Here is an 18765-nt window from a genome sequence, read left to right as displayed (position 1 = left end):
TACCGGTTTACGGAATGACCTTTTCGGCGCGCAGGCGGGTAAAGAGGTCGAAAAAGGCCGCACGCGTCTCGCGAAACTCATCAAAGCCGAAGTCACGGCATTTGACGATGTCGTTCACGCACTCCTGCTCGCGGCCAAGATCAGCATCGGTGTGCCACCAGGACGCCAGCTTCGTCACGTCCGATTCGACCAGACCGTGCTGCTCGGCAATCCTTTCCCACTCGGGCTCAAGACCAGCCATCTGCTCTTCCAGCGGCTGCGGCGTTTCGGGGCAGTCTGCCACTTCAAGGCCGAAGAACTCGCCGATTTCCTGCCACATGCGACGCCAGCGGAAAGTATCACCGTTGACCGTGTTGAACGCCTGATTATGCGCACCGGTTGTCAGGGATGCCCATTCCATCTGGCGGGCCAAAAGCAGCGCATCGGTCATGTCGGTCAGCGCGTTCCACTGAAGCTGCGAGCCCGGGAAGACGAACGGACGACCGGTGGCCTTGCAGATCGAGGCGTAAACGCCAAGCGTGGTGCCCATGTTCATGGCATTGCCACGGGCATGACCGATGACGGTATGCGGGCGGTGCACATTCCAGGCAAAGCCGTATTTGCCAGCAGCTTCGATCAGGATGTCTTCCAGCGTGTAGTAGAAGTTTTCCCCCGGTACGCGCGGTGCGGACTCGCGAAACGGCGTTTCAACCTTGCCGCTGCCATAGCTTTCAAAGGAGCCCAGATACTGCTTGGTGCCGGTGACCAATGCCGCATGCTCGAGCTTTTCCGGATCCAGCGCGGCAAACAGGTTATTCATCATCGCGCCATTGGCTTCGACGTTTTCCTGTTCGCTGTCACGTTTGGTCCACGTGCAATAGAAGACATGGCTGATCGGCAGGCCCTTGAGCGCCTGTGCGGTCGCATCGGCATCCAGCAGGTTTGCAGAGACCGGAATCACGCCGTCCTTGCCGGTGGCCTGACGCGACAGACCGTAAACGGTCCAGCCGCTGGCAACCAGATAAGAGGCCAGGTTTCCGCCGGTAATGCCCGTGGCACCGACGACCAGTGCGACACCTTTTTGCATGATGAGACTCCCTTGTTCATCAAATGATGCCAGGCATTATGATCCTTGCGCGTCGTTGCCGAAATCGAACATTATGCAAATGATTATTGCATCAGGTGCAACATGATGGATCTCAATGCGTTACGAACGTTCGAGCGGGTCGCAGCGACCGGCAGCTTCACGGCGGCCGCGAGGCATTTTCATATGGCGGTGTCTTCCGTGTCGCGCCAGGTCGGCGCGCTGGAGAAAAGTCTTGGTATTCGGCTGCTCTATCGCCACACCCGGGCGGTGGCGCTGACCGAGGCGGGCCGGCAGTACTACGAGCAGATTCGCGGTACGCTCGAGCAGCTCGACCAGGCCACCGAGGCGCTCAAGAGCCCGGCGCAGGCACCGTCGGGCACCCTGCATATCAACAGCCCGGTGGCCTTCGGCCGCCATCAGGTCGTGCCGCTGCTGCGTGGTTTCCATCAGCGCCACCCGAACGTGCGCGCCGAGCTGCTGCTCACCGATGCGCTGACCGACCCGGTGCGCGAAGGCAGCGACATTACCTTTCGCGTGGGGCAACTGGCCGACTCTTCCCTGATTGCCCGGCCGCTGGCGCCAATGCACTATGTGGCCGCCGCGGCTCCTGACTATCTCGCCCGCCATGGCACGCCAGCGACGCCGGAAGCGCTCCGGGATCATGATTGCCTGCTCTATCAGGGAGAGATGGGCCGCCAGCGCTGGTATTTTCAGGCACCAGGGGAAGAGGCACCGACAGCGTTCGAGCTGACCGGCAGCCTCTACAGCAACGATGCCGACAGCCTGCTGCAGGCCGCCATACTCGGCCAGGGCATCGTATTGTTCCCGACCTGGCTGATCGATGAGGCGCTGGCATCCCGTCAGCTGGTGCCACTGCTAAGGCAGTGGCGCTGTGAAGTCGTGCCCGAGCGGCGCATGATTCACGTACTGACTACCGATGGCCGCCTGCGCACGCCCAAGGTGGCCGCGTTCATGGACTATCTGCAGGAAACGATCGGTAAGACGCCGCCCTGGGACGACTGGCAATGACTTGATACCTCGCCCTCACTCCAAAAGTCACGGCGTGCTCGAGGCCGTCCCGGCACCCGGCCAGCGCACCGGTGCCGTGAGACAAACCAGACATGCCACCACCAGTACGATGCCGGCCCAGCCCAGCAGCGGCAGACGCTCACCGACGATCACGACGGCCAGCAGTGCCGCCACCACCGGCTCGAACAACGTAATGGTGGTGGCCGTACTGGCCGGCACTCTTGCCAACCCGTAACCAAAGCCGAGATAGCCCAGAAACATCGGTACCAGCGCCATGTAGAGTCCGACCGCGGCATTGTTGATCGAGCCCAGAAGCGGCGCACCGGTCAACAACAGCACCGGCATCAGTATCAGACCTCCCAGACCAAAGGTCGCCCCCATAGCCGCGCGCGGCGGGATGCCTCTCTGCATCAAGCGCCGCGCTGACCAGGAATAAAACGCATAGGTCAGCCCGGCCACCAGCCCCATGACCACACCCTGCAGTACCTGAGTGGTACTGCCCACGCCCGTGGTCGGCTCGGTTTCCGCCAGACACAGCAATGCCATACCGACCAGCCCCAGCGTCGCACCCATTTTCCAGCGTGCGCCCAACCTCAGGCCATCAAAGCGCGACTCGATCAGCGCCGAGAGCAGCGGCGCCGAACCAATCGATACCACCGTGCCAATGGTGACGCCGGCCAGACGCATCGAACCATAAAATGCCAGCGGATAGATCGCCACGGCCACAGCGCCCGATAACAACCAGGGCCAGCGGGCGCGCAGCGGCGGCAAGGTTTTTCGAATGCGCGGTGCGGCCACCAGTGCCTGCAAGAGCCCACCAATCCCCATGGCCACAGCGCCGATGGCAATGGCACTGACCTCCGGCGCCAGCGTTGCCGCCGTGCCGGTGGTACCCCATAACACCGCGGCAAGCAGCACGCCGGCCACACCCAGAAGACGCTCGCGAGCAGGGGTGTTCATAACGCGTTCACCATTGCCCGTGCCATGTCATGACCCTCCCGGACGCAGCAGCTGCTGCCTTCAAGGCCCGCCCGTACCATGGCGCCTTCCAGCAGAAAGGCGAGCTGATGCGCCAGTTGTAATGCCGCAGCCTCATCATCGGTCAATTCCTTGAGCGGCGCCGCCAGCAGTGATTCCACCTGTCGCTTGTGACGCAGAACCACGTTACGACCATCATGGCCTGCCGGCAGCTCAGCGGCGGCATTGAGCAGGCCGCAGCCGCGAAAGCCCCGCTCATAGGCCCATTCGGCATGATCCTGATAAGCCAGAAACACCGCCAGCACCTGATCGACAGGCGTGAAGGCTCTGGTCAGTCGCGTCTCGTAAAGCGCGAGCCATTCGCCATGGCGCGCTTCCAGGTAGGCGGCCACCAGTGCCGCCTTGGAATCAAAATTGTTATAGAGGCTTTTTTTGGCCACACCTGCACGTCTAACGATGGCATCAATGCCGGTCGCCACAATGCCATCGCTATAAAACAGCATGGCCGCGGCATTTAGCAGTCGTTCACGCGCGCTGACCACCGGCAGGGTTCCAGATGATGTCATGGTGATACTCCGCCATACGAAGGTAGGTAGACCAGTCTACCTACCTTCGAATCCATATCAAGGACTCATGTCAGCAAGGCTGCGTTCACGGTTGAATCCATATATTCGTATTTTTTTATTCTCGGGATCGAGGCATCATAAGACAGGCCACCTTGATGGCGGCCTTATCATGACTCGAAGGACACCACCCCATGAATCCGCGGTTAATCTTTATCCTGCTGGCATGTCTGGGATTTATCATCTGGATAATGCTGGACCGTTAATCTCCCATTCCACGATGCGATAATTTCATACGGTGATCAGGACAAAAAAAAGCCCCGGCGCTTCTGCGACGGGGCTTTTGATCATGACAACCTTCAGCCCTTGAGGGCGTCCAGCAGTTTTTCAGCCACGGCTTCCGAACTTGCCGGGTTCTGGCCGGTAATGACCAGGCCATCGACAACGGCGAACGGGGCGAAGGCCTCAACCTTTTGATACTCCGCACCGCGGCGCTTGAGCTCATCTTCAAGCAGGTGCGGTACCACATCCGTCAGGCCAACGGCGGCTTCTTCCTCGTTGGTAAAGCCTGCCACTTTTTTCCCCTTGATCACGAACTCGCCCTGCTCGTCCTTGAGGTTCAAAAACGCTGTAGGCGCGTGACAGACGGAGGCGATCGGCTTTTGCTGACGCAGGAAATCTTCCAGCAGCGAAATCGAGTCCTGATTGTCGGTCAGATCCCAAAGGGGGCCGTGGCCACCAGGATAGAACACGGTGTCAAACTCCTCGGCACGCATGTCGGCAAGCCGTGCCGTGTTGGCAATGCGTGCCCTTGCCTCGTCATCGGCGTAGAAGCGACGCGTGGCATCGGTCTGGGCATCTTCATTTTCGCTGTTGGGGTCGATGGGCGCCGCCCCACCCTTCGGCGTTGCCAGCGTGATCTCGCAGCCGGCATCGAGAAAGGTGTAATACGGCGCGGCGAATTCTTCCGCCCAGAAGCCGGTCTTGTGGCCGGTGTTGCCCATCTCGTCGTGAGAGGTCAGAACCATCAAAATACGTGCAGCGCTCATGGAAGACTCCTGTCAGCGTGAGTTACCCATGAGATGGTTACGAGCAGGCACCATATCAAGGCCGGGCCATCGGGCCTTTTTTCGCAGGCAGAAACGCTGACGCAAAAAAAAGACCCTCCGGCGCATCACCGAAGGGTCACATCACGGCAGATCCTTATGACAGGGCCTTTTTACAACCAGCCCTGTCAGACCGTCATTACTGGCCGCAGCTGCAGTTGTGGCCGCAATCCTTCGAACCATCGGCGTGGCCGGTGGCACAGGCCTGGCAGCAGTACAGCTCGCCATTGTGCTCTACGGCGTTGTCTTGAACATCACAGGTGCATTGCGGACAGGCACAGGTCGTCTGGTCGGACATGGTAAAGCTCCTTTGAAGGTGAACCCTGTCTTTGTAAACCTTGTACCTTCTATAAGGTCAAGACATATTGAACAACTTCCGGGGCCTGACACGATTCGAGCACTGCCCCATGTCGGCACGCCTTACCATCAGCGCCCGGGCTCGACAGCGCTGGAGATCAAAAAGGCCCACCGATCAATCACCGGTGGGCCTGATGTCTGACGCGCCGCAAAGGTCTCAGCCCTTGCCGTTTTCTTCATTCAAGCGCTGGCAGTCTTCATCAGCTTCCTCGCGCACTTCATACTCTTCGCTGACGTAGCGTTCTTCCTGGTTGTCCCAAATGCGAAAGCATTCCAGCGGCATATCGTCCATTGCCTTTTGCTGCTCCCGATTGGGGGCGCCCTTTATATGTGCGGTAGCGTGTTCATGCACCTCATAGCGAGTCGCCATGCCTTCCTCCCTGATGGATCAATGACATGAAAAGTGTGGTCATGAACGTCATGCAACGCCACCGGCAGACTTATAAAATCATCCAACTGTCATCAATACGGGCATCACGCCTGCGCCGTGCTCCAGTCAACAATACCGAAATACCAGGTGGCCAGAATCAACAGGCCAAAGGCGATGCGATACCACGCAAACACGGCATAACTATGGCTGGCGATAAACTTCAAAAGGGCTCGCACCGTCAGCATGGCCACAATGAAGGTGGTGACAAAGCCGATGGCAAAAATTGGTAGATCCGACAGATGAAGAATGTCGCGATACTTCCACAGCGAATAGACCGTGGCGGCCACCATGGTCGGCATGGCCAGAAAAAACGAGAAGTCGGTGGCGGCCTTGCGAGAGAGCCCGAACAGCAGCCCGCCGATGATGGTCGAGCCCGAGCGCGAAGTGCCGGGAATCAGCGCCAGACACTGCGCCAGCCCGACCTTGAGCGCGAGCTGCCAGGTCATGTCATCCACCGTCTCGGCCTTGACGGTATGTTCCCGCTTTTCCGCCCAAAGCATGATGAAACCGCCAATGATCAGCGCGGTGGCGACAGTAATGGGGTTAAAGAGCCAGTGCTCGATGGTATCCGCCAGCAGCAGTCCCAGAATGACCGCAGGAATAAAGGCTACCAGCACGTTGAGCGCAAAACGCTGCGCCTGTGGCTCACGTGGCAGCCCTTTCACCACACCGATTACGCGCTCACGAAACTCCCACATGACCGCCAGAATGGCACCGAGCTGAATCACGATCTTGAAGGCAGTGGCCGTGTCACCGTTAAAGTTGAGCAGATCCCCTGCGATGATCAGGTGTCCGGTACTGGAGACGGGAAGAAACTCGGTCAGTCCTTCCAGTATTCCCAGAACAAAGGCTTGAAACGCGGCCAGAGTGAGCATGGTCATTCCATTAATAGAGTCGAAAGGGCACACGGGCGCCGAGGCATCCGCCAAAACGAGTGTCAGATTACGGGCTTTCCTGCCGCCCGGTCTCTGCTCACTCGAGCAATCAACGCCCTATGACTACTGCGCGGAAAAAACATTCCCTCTGATACCGAAATCGGAGGGAACATGATCACTTCACACCATGCCGACAGAGAATGCGGGCACCTGCCCTGCATGGTCACTGCCCGTACAGATCGGCCCTGCCCCTGCTCCATAAAACCGGCCGTGAGCGCTTGAAGCCTGATCGCCAAGTCTGAACTGCCCGACGGCGGCCACCAGCTCATGGGCCTGGGTTTTCAGGCTGGCCGCGGCGGCGGCAGACTCTTCGACCAGCGCCGCATTTTGCTGCGTGGTTTCGTCAATCTGGCTGATGGCCTGACTGACCTGCCCCACGGCCAGGTTCTGCTCACTGCTTGCACCGCTGATTTCACCGACGATCTCGCTGACATGCCTGATGGAGGAGACGATATCCTGCATGGTCCTGCCCGCCTGATCGACCAGCGTCGTGCCTCGCTCGACACGTTGAACGCTTTCATCAATCAGTGAACGGATATCCTTCGCCGCTTCAGCACTGCGCTGGGCCAGACTGCGAACCTCACTGGCCACCACCGCAAATCCGCGGCCCTGCTCACCGGCACGCGCGGCTTCCACCGAGGCATTAAGCGCCAGCAGATTGGTCTGGAAGGCAATGCCATCAATCACGCCCACGATGCTGTTGATGCGACCGCTGCTGTCGTTGATGTCACGCATTGTCTGCACAACCTGGCCGACCACATCTCCCCCCTCGGACGCCACGACACTGGCGCTGGACGTCAGCTGGTTGGCCTTGCGGGCATTCTCGGCGTTTTGTGTCGCACTCGACCCCATCTCCTCCATGGAAGCCGAGGTCTGCTCGATGGCAGAAGACTGCACCATGGTGCGCTGGCTCAAGTCATCGTTGCCCTGGGAAATCTGCGCGCTCGCCGAGGCCACGCTCTCGGCATTGCGCCGCACACTGGCGACCACGTGCGACAGCCCCTGAACCATCTCCTTTTGTGCCATCAAAAGCTGGCCGATCTCATTGCGTGAGCGCGCCTCCACGCTGACCGACAGATCCCCGGCAGCCACCGCCCTGGCCTGTTGCACCGCCTGCCCCAGCGGCCCCGTAATACCGCGGGTAATCACCACCGCCGCCACGACCGAGATGGCCACGGCAATCAACGCCAAAATCAGTGTGTTCAGCATCGCCTGGTGATACTGGGCTTCCCCGCGTGCCATCGACGCCTGCGCCGCCGTCAGTTGAAGACCGGTCAGCTCGCTGATGGCATGACTGATCGGATCGATGGCGGTGTATAGCGGTCCAATAACACCATCAAGCTGGCCCCGGACCAAGCCGGTCATGCCCTGCAGTCGCTGCTCGAGAGCGCCCAGCGCCTCATCAGCGGTCATGAACAGCGACTGGGCCCGAGCGACCGCGGCGGCCTCCTCGGGCGTCAGCTTCGTATCCTTGTAGGCCGCCCAGTGACGCTTGATGGCCTCATGAGCATGGCGCACGTCCTGCAAGGCCTCTTCAGACGTTATCAGCCCGACATTGGCCTTGTTGATCGCATCGATGACCTCCACGGCATAGGCATCCGAAATCACCTTGAGATCCTTCAGGGGCACCACCCGGTCGTCATACATCGACTTCATGGTGTCATTGATGCTGCGAAGGCTCAGCGAATTCAACGCGCCGCTGAGCACCAGAAACACCACAGCGACCAAAAACCCCAGCCCGATCTGCTTACTGATGGAAAGATCTCTTATGGTCATGGCACCGGTTCCAGAGAGGGTTTGACCAACCCTTGGCGGAGAAAGGAATCCTCTCGATATCGGCGCAGACGCCGAATGCTTTAAGCGCTGGAATCGTCTTTGTGGCAGGAAAAAACAGCTGGCCAGGTTTGAGCCCAATACAGGACCGTCATGACCATTCCTCGGCGGTGATGGCGTACCGGTCGTGGTCCCGCCACTGGCCGGCAATGTTGAGATAGCGCGGCGAGTGGCCTTCCAGTCTGAAGCCCAGCGATTTAACCAGCGCCACCGAGGCCACATTGGCGGGCTGGATGTTGGCTTCCAGCCGATGCAGCCGGTGGTGGTGAAAAGCCTGCGTGATGACCAGTGCCATCGCCTGTTTCATCAGGCCGCGGCCGTCATACGGCGAAAACGCGTAATAACCGAGCGCTCGGGACTGGAATGCCCCACGCACGATGTTATTGATGTTGATACAGCCAACAAGCTCGCCCTCGCCGGTGCGGGCCAGATAGCTGACATTGTGGTCTGCCGAGTATCTTGCGATGTGCCGGGCAAAACGCTCTGGATCGCAGGGCGGGTTAACCCAGCCGCTCAGCAGCTCGTGACTGCGCGCCACCGCCTCAAGAAACGCCGCCTCATCCTCGGGCTGGATCGGTGATATGACCACTCTCATGGTGTTCGCACGCTCCGCATCGATCATAAGGACATGATTCGATGGACCACGAGTGCCCGTCGATTCATTGAGGCGCTCTAATATATAGACGCCGCCCTGCCCTGTCTTCTGACATGGCTTCTGTCATTGCTTCAAGCTATGTTGCCTGTTCCCTGCCCCAGGAATGCTCACATGCCGCTGATCAACCGTCGTCGCCTGCTTTCTGCCTTTTCCCTGCTGCCGCTGGCCACACTGTCCTTGCCCGCCCTTGCCAAAACGGCAGCCACCTCAAGCCAACAGGAGGTTCAGGGCAGCATTCAGGCATTGGAACAGCAGCACGGCGGGCGCCTTGGTGTGGCGCTGATGAATGTGGGCACAGGGGCGGTGGTCAGTCATCGCGGCAACGAGCGGTTTCTATTCAACAGCACAGGCAAGGTGTTCATTGCCGCCGCCGTGCTGGCACAGGTGGATGATGGCAAGGCCTCGCTGGATCAGCGCATTGAGGTCAAATCTTCCGACCTGACCGGCTGGACGCCAATCACCGAGCAGCAGCTCGGCAGCCCCGGCATGACCATCGCCGAACTCTGTCAGGCAGCCGTGGCATGGAGTGATAACGCCGCCGCCAACCTTCTGATCGAACGCCTCGGCGGCCCGGAACACGTGACCGCCTTTCTACGCGCCATCGGGGATACCACCACCCGGCTGGATAGAACCGAGCCGGCACTGAACGAGCACGATCATGAAGGCGATGAGCGCGACACCACCACGCCGCTGGCGATGATGCAGACGCTGCGCACCCTGCTGCTGGGTGAGGCGCTGTCGCCCGCCTCGCGTCATCAACTGGCCGCCTGGATGATCGAGGGCAAAACGGGAGATGCCCGCCTGCGTGCCGGCATGCCCACCGGCTGGCTGGTTGGTGAAAAGACCGGCACCAATAGCGTTGGCAACGCCGCCGACATCGGCATCGCCTGGCCCTCAAACCGCGGCGCGGTGATCGCCATTGCCTATGTCTATCTACCACAGGCCGACAAGGCGCAGCGCGACCAGGTCATCGCCGAGATCGGCCAGCTGGCTGCAAGGGTCTGACACTCGCGCCGTGACGGTCGTGATCATGCGCCTGAAAGCCTCGCTCCTGGCGGAGCTTCTATGAACCGGCAGCGCGGCTACACTGATTGACCATGATGCCACTGGATGCCACATCCTCTGGTTCGGCAACCTCATCACCCTCTTTACGCCGCCCCCTGACACAGGACGATTATGGCCGCCTCGCTTTCTCTCGCTTTTAATACCCGCCACTGGCGCCATATCGCGACCCTCATGACGCTGCTGCTGGGCGCGCTCATCGCAGCCCCGAGTCATGCCGGCGATGAACTCTCCAGTGCCGCTCAGGTCCTGTCGGGTAGCGCAAGCGAGGCCGAGAGCAGCGCCAATACAGAGACCCATGGTGGCATCGAGACCACCCCGAGCCCGCGCAAGGACCGTGACATTCAGGCCCGCATCGCCGGGATTTTCTCCGAGATTGAAGGCCTTGATGCCGTCAACATCAGCGTGGTGCAGGGCGTGGTCACGCTGTCAGGAGAAACCGCCAACGAGAAAAAGGCCCAGCAGGCCATCAGCCTGGCCAGCCGCCTGACCGACGTGGTCACCGTCAATGACGCCATCAACCGCACGCTGGATGTACAGGACAACGTCTCGACCGTCTTTCAGGAACTGACCGCGCAGGCAAAAGGGCTGATCAAGGCCCTGCCCCTGCTGCTGGTCGGCATCGTGCTGTTCGCGCTCGTGACCTGGTTCGGGGTCTGGCTCTCAAGGCGCCAGCGCCTGTGGCAGCGCCTGACGCCCAACCCCTTCGTGGCCGAACTGGTGTCCCAGACCATCCGGGTCATTTTCGTCATCTTCGGGCTGATTCTGGCACTCAGTCTGATGGGGGCCGAGACCATTCTGGGCACGCTGCTGGGCGGGGCCGGCGTCATTGGCCTCGCGGTCGGCTTTGCGGTCAAGGACACCATCGAAAACTACATCGCCTCATTGATGCTGAGCATTCGCCAGCCCTTTCGCGCGCGGGATCAGGTCGTGATCAACGGGCAGGAAGGCATCGTCGTGCGGCTGACCTCGCGCGCGACCATTCTGATGACGCTGGATGGCAACCAGCTGCGCATTCCCAACGCCGACGTGTTCAAGGGCACCATCCTCAACTACACCAGCAACCCGGAGCGCCGCTTCACCTTTGAACTGGGGGTGGATGCCGATGACGACCCGCTCGCCGCCATCAAGGTCGGGCTGGACGCCGTGCATCAACTGCCCTTCGTACTGGAGGAGCCCAGAGCGATCGGCATCATCACGCAGGTAGGCGACTCCAACATCGTGCTCGAATTTCAGGTCTGGGTGGATCAATCCAACACCGACTTTTCCAGAGCGCGCAGCATCGCCATTCGCGAAACCAAGCACGCGCTGGAAGCCGCCGGCTTCAGCCTGCCCGAACCGATCTATCGCCTGCGCTTTAATGCCTCGCTTGAACAGGCGCTGGAACGCTTTCAGGGCCAAAGCCCCGAGCACCTGGGCAGTGACGCCCACGTGGCCACGGCTGATACCACCCCTGAAACAAGGGGCGCACGCCAGAGTGATGACGCCCATCCCGCGCGCGCGCGCGCCAAACGGATTCTTCAGGACCCAAGCGCCGAGGCGCTGTTTGACGCCCGGCCGGATGACAAGCTGATGGAAAAAGTGGAACAGGAGATTGCCAGAAGCGACGAAGAGACAGATCTCTTGAACAAGCGCTCGCCCAGGGAGTGAGACGATAAAGGGTGGCAGTAAAGGCGAGTATTTGAGGTGGGAGCTCGCCTGCTCATCGATTGATATCAGGCGCAACGTCGGTACGGACCCATTCTCAACTTCAGACTGCCATTGTCTGGATAGAGCCTCCCAATCCTGTCGATCAGGGGTTCAATAATGAGGCAGCCCCCCAGGCGCCTGATGAATGTCATCAAGGGGGATACCGGCATCAGGCACTGAGTGCGACCTGGCCGAACTTTTCCGATGTCACCACTGCTGGACGTGAATGCCACAAAAAAGCCCCGCACATGGCGGGGCTTTTGAGTCTCGATACAGGCGGCTCACTTCACCATGAACATGCCATGTGGTCAGGCAAAAAACCCTTCTGGCATTTCTCGCTCATCCACGCCCAGCATCAGCAAAATCTGCTTCTGCGCCGCTTCAAGAACACGCGCCCTTTCTTCTTCGTCCGGCAGGCTCTTGGCAATGGCGACGGCACCGACCAGAGAGGCCAGAATGGCGCGCGATTTTTCGGCAATGGCGTCACGGTCGGGTTCAAACGGCAGTTTCTTCAGCCGGCTCAGCGCAATCAGGCGGGTTTCAAGCATGCGGCGCATACGATGGTAAGAGGCTTCAAAAAGCGCTCGAATTTCAGCATTGTCATTGCCGATTTCGTTAAACAGTACGGTTTCAGGCCCCGGCTGGCTCTTGCGCTCAAGTTCCTGAAGGTTCCAGTAGTTGGCCACAAGCGCCGTCAAATGCTTGATCGATAACGGCCCCTTGACGAGCCTTGCCGCGCGGCTGCCTTCCAGCGTTTCGCGAATGGAGGCGTTATACAGCGCTTCCTTGGAGTCGAAATGCGAGTAGAAGGCACCATGTGTCAGCTTCGCCAGCTTCATGATCTGACCGATCGACACCTTGTTGAAGCCATTACGGGAAAACAGCTCGATGGCTGATTTCAGAATGCGTTCTCGTGAACTGGCCTTGTGAGCACTTGAGTAGGGCATGACGTCCTCGCCGCCGGCAGACTGGATATTATCTTGATCATATTTAGTGCGGTGATAGCCTGGTGACAAACGTCAGCTTAACGGAGTCAGCATGAGCTCACCCATCGTGATCACCGGCATGGGCATGATCAGCCCGCTTGGATGTGGCGTCAACTCGGTCTGGTCGCGGCTGGTCGCGGGGCATTCCGGCATTGGCAGAATCACGCGGTTCGACAGCGCAGACCTGCCCATCAACATTGCCGGTCAGGTGCCGGACCGTGAGACCGACCGCGACGCCGGGTTCGATCCCGATCAGGTCGCCGATGCCAAGGAGCGCCGCAAGCTGGAACTGTTCAGCCTGTATGCGCTGGCCGCTGCCAAAGAGGCACTGACCCAGGCCAACTGGTTCCCGCAGGACGAGGCCGGGCAATGCGCCACGGCGACCATCATTGGCTCGGGCATAGGAGGGTTCCCGACCATCACGCAGGCGCAGAACACGCTGACCCAGCGCGGCCATCGTCGCCTATCGCCGTTTACCGTACCCGCCTTTCTGGCCAACATGGCCGCCAGCAATGTATCGATCCGGTATGGCTTTCGCGGCCCGTTGGGGTGCCCCGTGACCGCCTGTGCCGCAGGGCTTCAGGCGATAGGTGATGGCATGAGAATGCTGCGCAGCGGTGAGGCAGAAGTGGCGCTGGTGGGCGGTGCCGAGGCCTGCATTGATCCCCTGTCGCTGGCCGGTTTCCATGCCCTGAAGGCCCTGTCCACGGAGCAGGATCACCCCGAGAAGGCTTCAAGGCCATTCGACAGAACACGTCATGGCTTTGTCATGGGAGAAGGCGCGGGGCTCATGGTGATCGAGACGCTGGAACACGCCAGAGCGCGTGGCGCCACACCACTGGCCGTGCTCAGCGGCTATGGCACCAGTGCCGATGCCTACCACATTACCTCAGGTTCGGAAGATGGTGCCGGTGCCGCTCAGGCCGTTCAGGCAGCCCTGCGCATGGCAGGCCTGGCGCCCGGCGAGATCGACTACGTCAACGCCCATGCCACCTCAACGCCGGTGGGGGATCGCGCTGAAATCGCCTCCCTGCAGAAAGTGTTTGGACAAGGACTCGGCGATGTCCCCATTTCCTCGACCAAATCGGCCACAGGTCACCTGCTGGGTGCGGCCGGCGGTGTGGAAGGCATCTTTTCTGCGCTGACCACGATCCACGATCAGCTCCCCCCAACGCTTAACTTTACCGCCGCTGACGAGGGCCTGGAGCATCTCGACTTTGTGCCGGAGGTGGGCCGCCAGCATGGGGTACGCCACGCCCTCTGCAACGGATTCGGGTTTGGCGGCGTCAATGCTGCGTTGATCATCAGCAAGCTGACGTAACCCCCGAAGGCTGCCTGAAACCGGAAGCCCCGCACATGGCGGGGCTTTTCGGTCTTGAGGATCAGGCTTAAACGGCGCCTTGATCATCGTTTTTTTCATCCTCACGGCGGCTCAACTGCCCTTCCCGGTTGCGAAGATTTGCTTGAGGGGTGTTGGTCTGGGTGTATTCGATCTGGCTGCGGCTGTTGGCCTGACGGTGATCTACAAAGTGCAGCAGGGCCAGTTGTGCAATCAAAAAGCCGCAGCAGAGCAAAATGCCTTTTAACATGGGAGTTCTCTAAATTCGGAAAGGAACAGCCAGAGTGTATGGTGATTGAGCCCGACATGACCAGTCATCGTTCAAGGCATGGGGTTTACCCATGAAGGCACCCTGCGTGACGTGGAATACAAGCAGGGCCGCTATCTCGATCTGCACCAGTTCAGCCTGCTGACTACCGCCCCTGCCGCGACCGGAATCATGGCCAGCATTGAATCGATAATATTCCCCATCAGCCGTCATGAGAGGCCGCCCCATGGAAGACAACATGACCTTTCGCTACGCCACCCGAGACGACCTGCCGGCCATCGTGGCACTACTGGCAGACGATGAAAAAGGCAGAACCCGTGAGAGATTCGCCGATCCCCTCCCTGCGGCCTACTACGACGCCTTTGAGGCCATGGAAAGTCAAAGCACACAGGCATTGCCCAACCGCTATCTGCTGGCCTGTGATGGCGACAATATCGTCGGCTGCCTGCAGCTCACCCTGATTGCCGGGCTTTCACGGCTGTCAACTGAGGGCACAGATCGAAGGGGTCAGGGTCGCCTCGAGTGCCAGAGGGCTTAAAATCGGTGAGAAGCTCGTCAGGCAGGCCATTGCCATCTCAAAAGGCCACGGCGCCGCTCTGGTTCAGTTCACGACCGACAAGACACGCCCGGATGCCCACCGGTTCTACGAACGGCTGGGATTTATCGCCAGTCACGAAGGTATGAAAATGATGTTGTGAGCACTTCAAGGCACAATAGCTGACAGCCTGAATCAGCTACTTCAAATTTTACCGCGGCCGGATGCCCCGCCCGCAGACATAACGCTTAAAGGAAATACGGATGGACCTGAAAGAGATCGTACAGGGGCAGCTGACCGAGGCTGCCGAGGTGCTGGCCCGTTTCAGTCAGGATGAGGCGCAAATTGCCGCCGTTACGCAGGCCGCGGAGCTATTGGCAGCGCGTTTCAATAGTGGCGGCAAGGTGCTGGCCTGCGGCAACGGCGGCTCACACTGTGATGCGATGCATTTTGCCGAGGAGCTGACCGGGCGCTTTCGTGACCACCGCGCCGCTCTGCCGGCGATTGCCATTTCTGACCCCAGCCACCTGTCCTGCGTGGCCAATGATTATGGCTATGAGCACATCTTTTCCCGCTATGTCGAGGCGCTGGGCCAGCCGGGGGACATCCTCTTCGGCCTGTCGACCTCCGGCAACTCCGACACCATTATCAGGGCGGTCGACGCCGCCAGAGACCGCGGCATGCACGTCATCCTGCTGACCGGCAAGGATGGCGGCAAGCTGGCAGGTCGGGCCGACGTCGAGATTCGGGTGCCTCATTTTGGCTACGCCGATCGCATTCAGGAAATTCACATCAAGGTGATTCACACCATCATTTTGATGGTAGAGCAGCTGGTAGCCTCAAAAAATTGACCCGGGCAGGAAGCTGATCAGAAGGCGTCTGATCAAAAAATGGCCCTGTTCACGTACTCCATATCGCGAACGAGCGCTCCGCTCGGCCATGCGGAGATGAGCGTTTTATCACGACGAATGAGTGGATGGCCGAGGTGATAGCAGCAAACCGGCTGCTATCTGTCTTGCTCTCTCCACCGGTTCGAGATTGCCCTCACGCAGCCCCCCCATCAAGGCGCCATCAATGAGCAGCTGAAAGTCGCAGGCGAGTTCATGGCTCGGAGAATACCCGGCCTGCTCGAGCACTCGAGCAATAATCTGTATCTGGGCCAGCTTGTGCGCTCTGGCGATGCGATGAGTTTCGCTGCCACGATCGGCAGCTTCCACCATGGCATTAATAAAGGCACAGCCCCGAAAATCGGCCTGCCCATAACGCTCGGCGATGACATCGAACACGCCAAGCGGCGAGCAGTCATTGGCGGCAATACCGGCCTCGAGTGAGGCCAGGGCCATCTCATTACGGTGGTTCAACACGCCATGAACCAGCGCCTCCTTGCTTTCAAAGTGCCGGTAGAACGACGCACGCCCAACGCCAGAGGTTTCAATCAATTCACTGATGCCGACCGCATGGATGCCTCGCTGATAGAAAAGCGCTTCCGCCGCTGCAATCAGTCGTTCACGAGCCTGTATCGGCATGGCTTTCCCCTAAACGAGATTGACTTCAGATGGTAATGATCAGTACCGTTCAACGCAAACGGTACTGATCAGTTCCATACTGGAACGATGACCCACGGCCTTTATCGCTTCAAGAGACCGTGCTCGCAGAGGGAGCGCCCATGTCGCAACTCACCACACTCGTCATCACGGCACTGCTTCTGTTCGGCTCCCCGGGTCCGGGTCCCATGACGATCGTGGCGACATCGGCCACCTTTGGCATTCGCCAAACGCTCTCGCTCTACGCGGGCATTCTGATCGGGCTGGCGATGTCGATGGTGGCCTCTGCCCTTGGGCTGGCGGCACTACTGGCAGCCCTGCCGAGCGTCAAGCTGACGCTGCAAATCGTGGGCGGGCTCTACGTGCTCTACCTCGCCTACCGCATTGCGACAACGCCACTCGACACCAATGCAGCCGAAAGCGCCCGCCTGACGATGCGCGATGGCATTTTACTCAACGTGCTCAACCCGAAGTCCTACGCGGTATTACTGGTGATCTACTCCCGGTTTTTACTGCCGATATCGCCAACGGTCATAGCTTACGTGGTGACCGCAGGGGTCTGCCTGGCGGTGGCCGTGGTCACCAATATCTTCTGGATGTGCCTCGGCGGTGCCATCCGACCGCTGGTGCAGCGCCCTCTTTTCTCCAAATGGCTACGCCTTACCTTCGTCCTGCTGATGATCGGCGCAGTCGCCTGGGCTTTTATTCAAAGCTGAGTACATTTCAGGCGATAGGTTGGACAGGAATAGACCGGAACGGCGGAGTTTTGGAAGCGCCGTTTTTTCAGAGATTTAAAGAAGTAGGGAGGAATACCTAGGAAGGGTCAGTGGTGCCCGAGAACGGCGTCTTATCATTCGAGCTGCATATGAAGGAGCGGATAAGGCTTGCCTTGACCATCAAGCGGGAAACGACCGATCACCGTAAAGCCCAGGTGCTTGTAGAATCCCAGTGCCTGCTCGTTCTGCTCGTTTACGTCTACCCTGGTGACACCACGAGTGCTTATGACATGTCGGGCAAGTGACGCTCCGACACCCTGGCCGCGCGCTTCCGGTGCAACGAAAAGCATCTCGATATTGCCATCGCTCACACCGCAGAATCCCAGAATTTTACCGTCATCGCTCTTGGCAACACTCAGGCTGACGGCCTTGAAATACTCATTCAGGATAAGCGGCTTGAGTTCAATGAGGTCACTTTCAGCCAGAAAATCGTGCGTCGCTCGAACCGAGGCCTCCCATATCTCTATAAGCTGCTGATGCTCTGCACTTGCGGCGCTTTCGATCTTCATTCATCGCTCTCCTGCTTCACCCGATTTTTTGAGCCTATCTATCCATGGCCGGCCATTGCCATAGCGCCAATGAGCTCAATAAAGCTATTTTTTCAGAAGCTTATCGCAACCATCCTCCATCACGATGGCCTCAGCATTGCTAAAGGGGCGAAGATCAAGATGTTCGGAAAACTCATGCTGAGCCTGCTCTACAGCTTTTTTGAAAGGGAAGTTGGTGTGGTGAGGAAGCGGATAAAATTCAATCACACCCAGCGATGCATACGAACCAAGGTCTGGGGCAGCCCTTGAATCATCCAGGGCTCCTATATATTCGATATCCGCAGCCAATACGACGGCGCCGGCAGACTCGCCAATATAAGTCTTTCCCGATTTAATCTGTTCAATAATGAGCCTATCGGCCCCTGTTCTTTTCAGTTCCTGCAACAGATAAAACGTATTGCCACCTGAAACATATACGTACTCGTTCCTGGCCAGCTTGAGAGCAATCTCATCCTCTCCCGCCGTAGAAATATCCAGCTCATCGATCAACAGTCCCAGACTTTCCAGCGCCTTCCTGCCCGCATCAACATAAAACGTCATCTTTTCAGGAATGCTGGCTGTGGCGATGAATGTCACTGTTTTGGCAACGCACTCGCTGTGGTCGAAAGTGACGAAAAGCTCAGAAACTTCTGCAAACGATGAGGCCAAAAACAATTTCATCCTGATGTCCTATTCATGTTCATTCGTGATGTCTACAGCGCAGCATATCCAGAGTACAGCCGGTCAGCCCATGCCTGCATTATGGTCAGCCGTTAAATATCCCGGCAGAAAAAATATACTCGGCGTTTTTGTTCATGCTTGTCTTGGCCTTCCAGTCAGGCGCTGGATTGGGTAGGAACAGATAGGAACGGAGAAGCCTTGAAAGCGCTGTTTTTGCAGTGTTTTCAGGGATTTAAAAGACTTGCGAGGAATGCCTGGGAAGGGTCAGTGGCGCCCGAGGCAGGACTCGAACCTGCAACCCACGGCTTCGAAGGCCGTTGCTCTATCCAATTGAGCCACTCGGGCAGTGATGCATTGCGCATCAACGGTCCCCATTCTAGCGGGACAGGGCCGGCATGAACAGGGG

Annotated in this window: 22 protein-coding genes and 1 tRNA gene; 8 read left to right on the top strand and 15 right to left on the bottom strand. The window is 58.9% G+C overall.

The genetic code is table 11. The features are described from left to right. Positions 1-7 precede the first annotated feature (7 nt). Positions 8-1066 (bottom strand): SDR family oxidoreductase, encoded by a 1059-nt coding sequence (locus B9H00_RS15930; RefSeq protein WP_086901481.1) that lies wholly within the window; start codon positions 1064-1066, stop codon positions 8-10. Between the two features lie 102 nt (positions 1067-1168). Here B9H00_RS15930 and B9H00_RS15925 point away from each other — a divergent pair, with 102 nt between their 5' ends. After that, positions 1169-2095, top strand: a complete 927-nt coding sequence (locus B9H00_RS15925) for a LysR family transcriptional regulator (RefSeq protein WP_322788254.1) — start codon at positions 1169-1171, stop codon at positions 2093-2095. 27 nt (positions 2096-2122) lie between these two features. On the opposite strand, the gene B9H00_RS15920 is transcribed toward B9H00_RS15925, so the two are convergent. The 8 genes from B9H00_RS15920 to B9H00_RS15885 form a co-directional block, all read right to left on the bottom strand. Then, positions 2123-3055 carry a DMT family transporter gene (locus B9H00_RS15920; protein ID WP_086901480.1) on the bottom strand — a complete coding sequence of 311 codons (933 nt, stop codon included), beginning with the start codon at positions 3053-3055 and terminating at the stop codon, positions 2123-2125. After that, a complete protein-coding gene (locus B9H00_RS15915) occupies positions 3052-3639 on the bottom strand; it encodes a TetR/AcrR family transcriptional regulator (RefSeq protein WP_086901479.1) in 588 nt (195 codons plus the stop codon). Before B9H00_RS15915 ends, B9H00_RS15920 begins: the two co-directional genes overlap by 4 nt. A 356-nt stretch (positions 3640-3995) precedes the next feature. After that, positions 3996-4685, bottom strand: a complete 690-nt coding sequence (locus B9H00_RS15910) for a type 1 glutamine amidotransferase domain-containing protein (protein ID WP_086901478.1) — start codon at positions 4683-4685, stop codon at positions 3996-3998. Between the two features lie 196 nt (positions 4686-4881). After that, on the bottom strand, positions 4882-5040 hold the full coding sequence (locus B9H00_RS15905) for a metallothionein (RefSeq protein ID WP_086901477.1): 159 nt from the start codon (positions 5038-5040) through the stop codon (positions 4882-4884). Positions 5041-5256: 216 nt separating this feature from the next. Then, positions 5257-5469, bottom strand: coding sequence for a hypothetical protein (locus B9H00_RS15900; RefSeq protein ID WP_086901476.1), 213 nt, complete (start codon positions 5467-5469; stop codon positions 5257-5259). Positions 5470-5573: 104 nt separating this feature from the next. Next, positions 5574-6404 carry an undecaprenyl-diphosphate phosphatase gene (locus B9H00_RS15895; RefSeq protein ID WP_086901475.1) on the bottom strand — a complete coding sequence of 277 codons (831 nt, stop codon included), beginning with the start codon at positions 6402-6404 and terminating at the stop codon, positions 5574-5576. 180 nt (positions 6405-6584) lie between these two features. Then, on the bottom strand, positions 6585-8240 hold the full coding sequence (locus tag B9H00_RS15890; RefSeq protein ID WP_086901474.1) for a methyl-accepting chemotaxis protein: 1656 nt from the start codon (positions 8238-8240) through the stop codon (positions 6585-6587). A 148-nt stretch (positions 8241-8388) separates the two neighbouring features. After that, positions 8389-8892, bottom strand: coding sequence for a GNAT family N-acetyltransferase (locus B9H00_RS15885; RefSeq protein WP_211329669.1), 504 nt, complete (start codon positions 8890-8892; stop codon positions 8389-8391). Between the two features lie 171 nt (positions 8893-9063). Here B9H00_RS15885 and bla point away from each other — a divergent pair, with 171 nt between their 5' ends. Further along, positions 9064-9957, top strand: coding sequence for a class A beta-lactamase (bla, locus tag B9H00_RS15880; RefSeq protein WP_086901472.1), 894 nt, complete (start codon positions 9064-9066; stop codon positions 9955-9957). A gap of 171 nt (positions 9958-10128) precedes the next feature. Next, positions 10129-11664, top strand: a complete 1536-nt coding sequence (locus B9H00_RS15875; RefSeq protein ID WP_211329668.1) for a mechanosensitive ion channel domain-containing protein — start codon at positions 10129-10131, stop codon at positions 11662-11664. Between the two features lie 347 nt (positions 11665-12011). Here the strand turns inward: B9H00_RS15875 and B9H00_RS15870 are convergent, their stop codons facing one another. After that, on the bottom strand, positions 12012-12650 hold the full coding sequence (locus B9H00_RS15870) for a TetR/AcrR family transcriptional regulator (protein WP_086901471.1): 639 nt from the start codon (positions 12648-12650) through the stop codon (positions 12012-12014). Positions 12651-12741: 91 nt separating this feature from the next. Here B9H00_RS15870 and fabF point away from each other — a divergent pair, with 91 nt between their 5' ends. Next, a complete protein-coding gene (gene fabF / locus B9H00_RS15865) occupies positions 12742-14010 on the top strand; it encodes a beta-ketoacyl-ACP synthase II (protein ID WP_086901470.1) in 1269 nt (422 codons plus the stop codon). Between the two features lie 67 nt (positions 14011-14077). On the opposite strand, the gene B9H00_RS15860 is transcribed toward fabF, so the two are convergent. Continuing rightward, positions 14078-14278, bottom strand: a complete 201-nt coding sequence (locus B9H00_RS15860; RefSeq protein WP_086901469.1) for a hypothetical protein — start codon at positions 14276-14278, stop codon at positions 14078-14080. A gap of 256 nt (positions 14279-14534) precedes the next feature. On the opposite strand from B9H00_RS15860, the gene B9H00_RS16985 reads away from it, so the two are divergent. The 3 genes from B9H00_RS16985 to lpcA all read left to right on the top strand — a co-directional run bounded on the left by B9H00_RS16985 (position 14535) and on the right by lpcA (position 15682). Then, a complete protein-coding gene (locus B9H00_RS16985) occupies positions 14535-14834 on the top strand; it encodes a GNAT family N-acetyltransferase (RefSeq protein ID WP_211329673.1) in 300 nt (99 codons plus the stop codon). Further along, entirely contained in the window at positions 14758-14994 is a 237-nt protein-coding gene (locus B9H00_RS17230; protein WP_211329667.1) for a GNAT family N-acetyltransferase, read from the top strand. Before B9H00_RS16985 ends, B9H00_RS17230 begins: the two co-directional genes overlap by 77 nt. Before the next feature lie 100 nt (positions 14995-15094). After that, positions 15095-15682, top strand: a complete 588-nt coding sequence (gene lpcA / locus B9H00_RS15845) for a D-sedoheptulose 7-phosphate isomerase (RefSeq protein ID WP_086901467.1) — start codon at positions 15095-15097, stop codon at positions 15680-15682. A 108-nt stretch (positions 15683-15790) separates the two neighbouring features. Here the strand turns inward: lpcA and B9H00_RS15840 are convergent, their stop codons facing one another. Beyond that, a complete protein-coding gene (locus tag B9H00_RS15840; protein ID WP_086901466.1) occupies positions 15791-16357 on the bottom strand; it encodes a TetR/AcrR family transcriptional regulator in 567 nt (188 codons plus the stop codon). 140 nt (positions 16358-16497) lie between these two features. Here B9H00_RS15840 and B9H00_RS15835 point away from each other — a divergent pair, with 140 nt between their 5' ends. Continuing rightward, positions 16498-17091 carry a LysE family translocator gene (locus B9H00_RS15835; protein ID WP_086901465.1) on the top strand — a complete coding sequence of 198 codons (594 nt, stop codon included), beginning with the start codon at positions 16498-16500 and terminating at the stop codon, positions 17089-17091. 134 nt (positions 17092-17225) lie between these two features. Here the strand turns inward: B9H00_RS15835 and B9H00_RS15830 are convergent, their stop codons facing one another. From B9H00_RS15830 to B9H00_RS15820, 3 genes are all read right to left on the bottom strand, one after another. Beyond that, on the bottom strand, positions 17226-17660 hold the full coding sequence (locus tag B9H00_RS15830) for an acetyltransferase (protein WP_086901464.1): 435 nt from the start codon (positions 17658-17660) through the stop codon (positions 17226-17228). Between the two features lie 84 nt (positions 17661-17744). Beyond that, positions 17745-18359, bottom strand: coding sequence for a Type 1 glutamine amidotransferase-like domain-containing protein (locus B9H00_RS15825; RefSeq protein WP_086901463.1), 615 nt, complete (start codon positions 18357-18359; stop codon positions 17745-17747). Positions 18360-18627: 268 nt separating this feature from the next. After that, positions 18628-18704 (bottom strand) — tRNA-Arg (locus B9H00_RS15820). Positions 18705-18765: the final 61 nt, after the last annotated feature.

Origin of the sequence: Kushneria marisflavi (genome assembly GCF_002157205.1) — a bacterium.
Lineage (GTDB): Bacteria > Pseudomonadota > Gammaproteobacteria > Pseudomonadales > Halomonadaceae > Kushneria > Kushneria marisflavi.
Note: the sequence above shows the minus strand (reverse complement) of the source record. Positions and strands in the feature narration are given on the sequence as shown.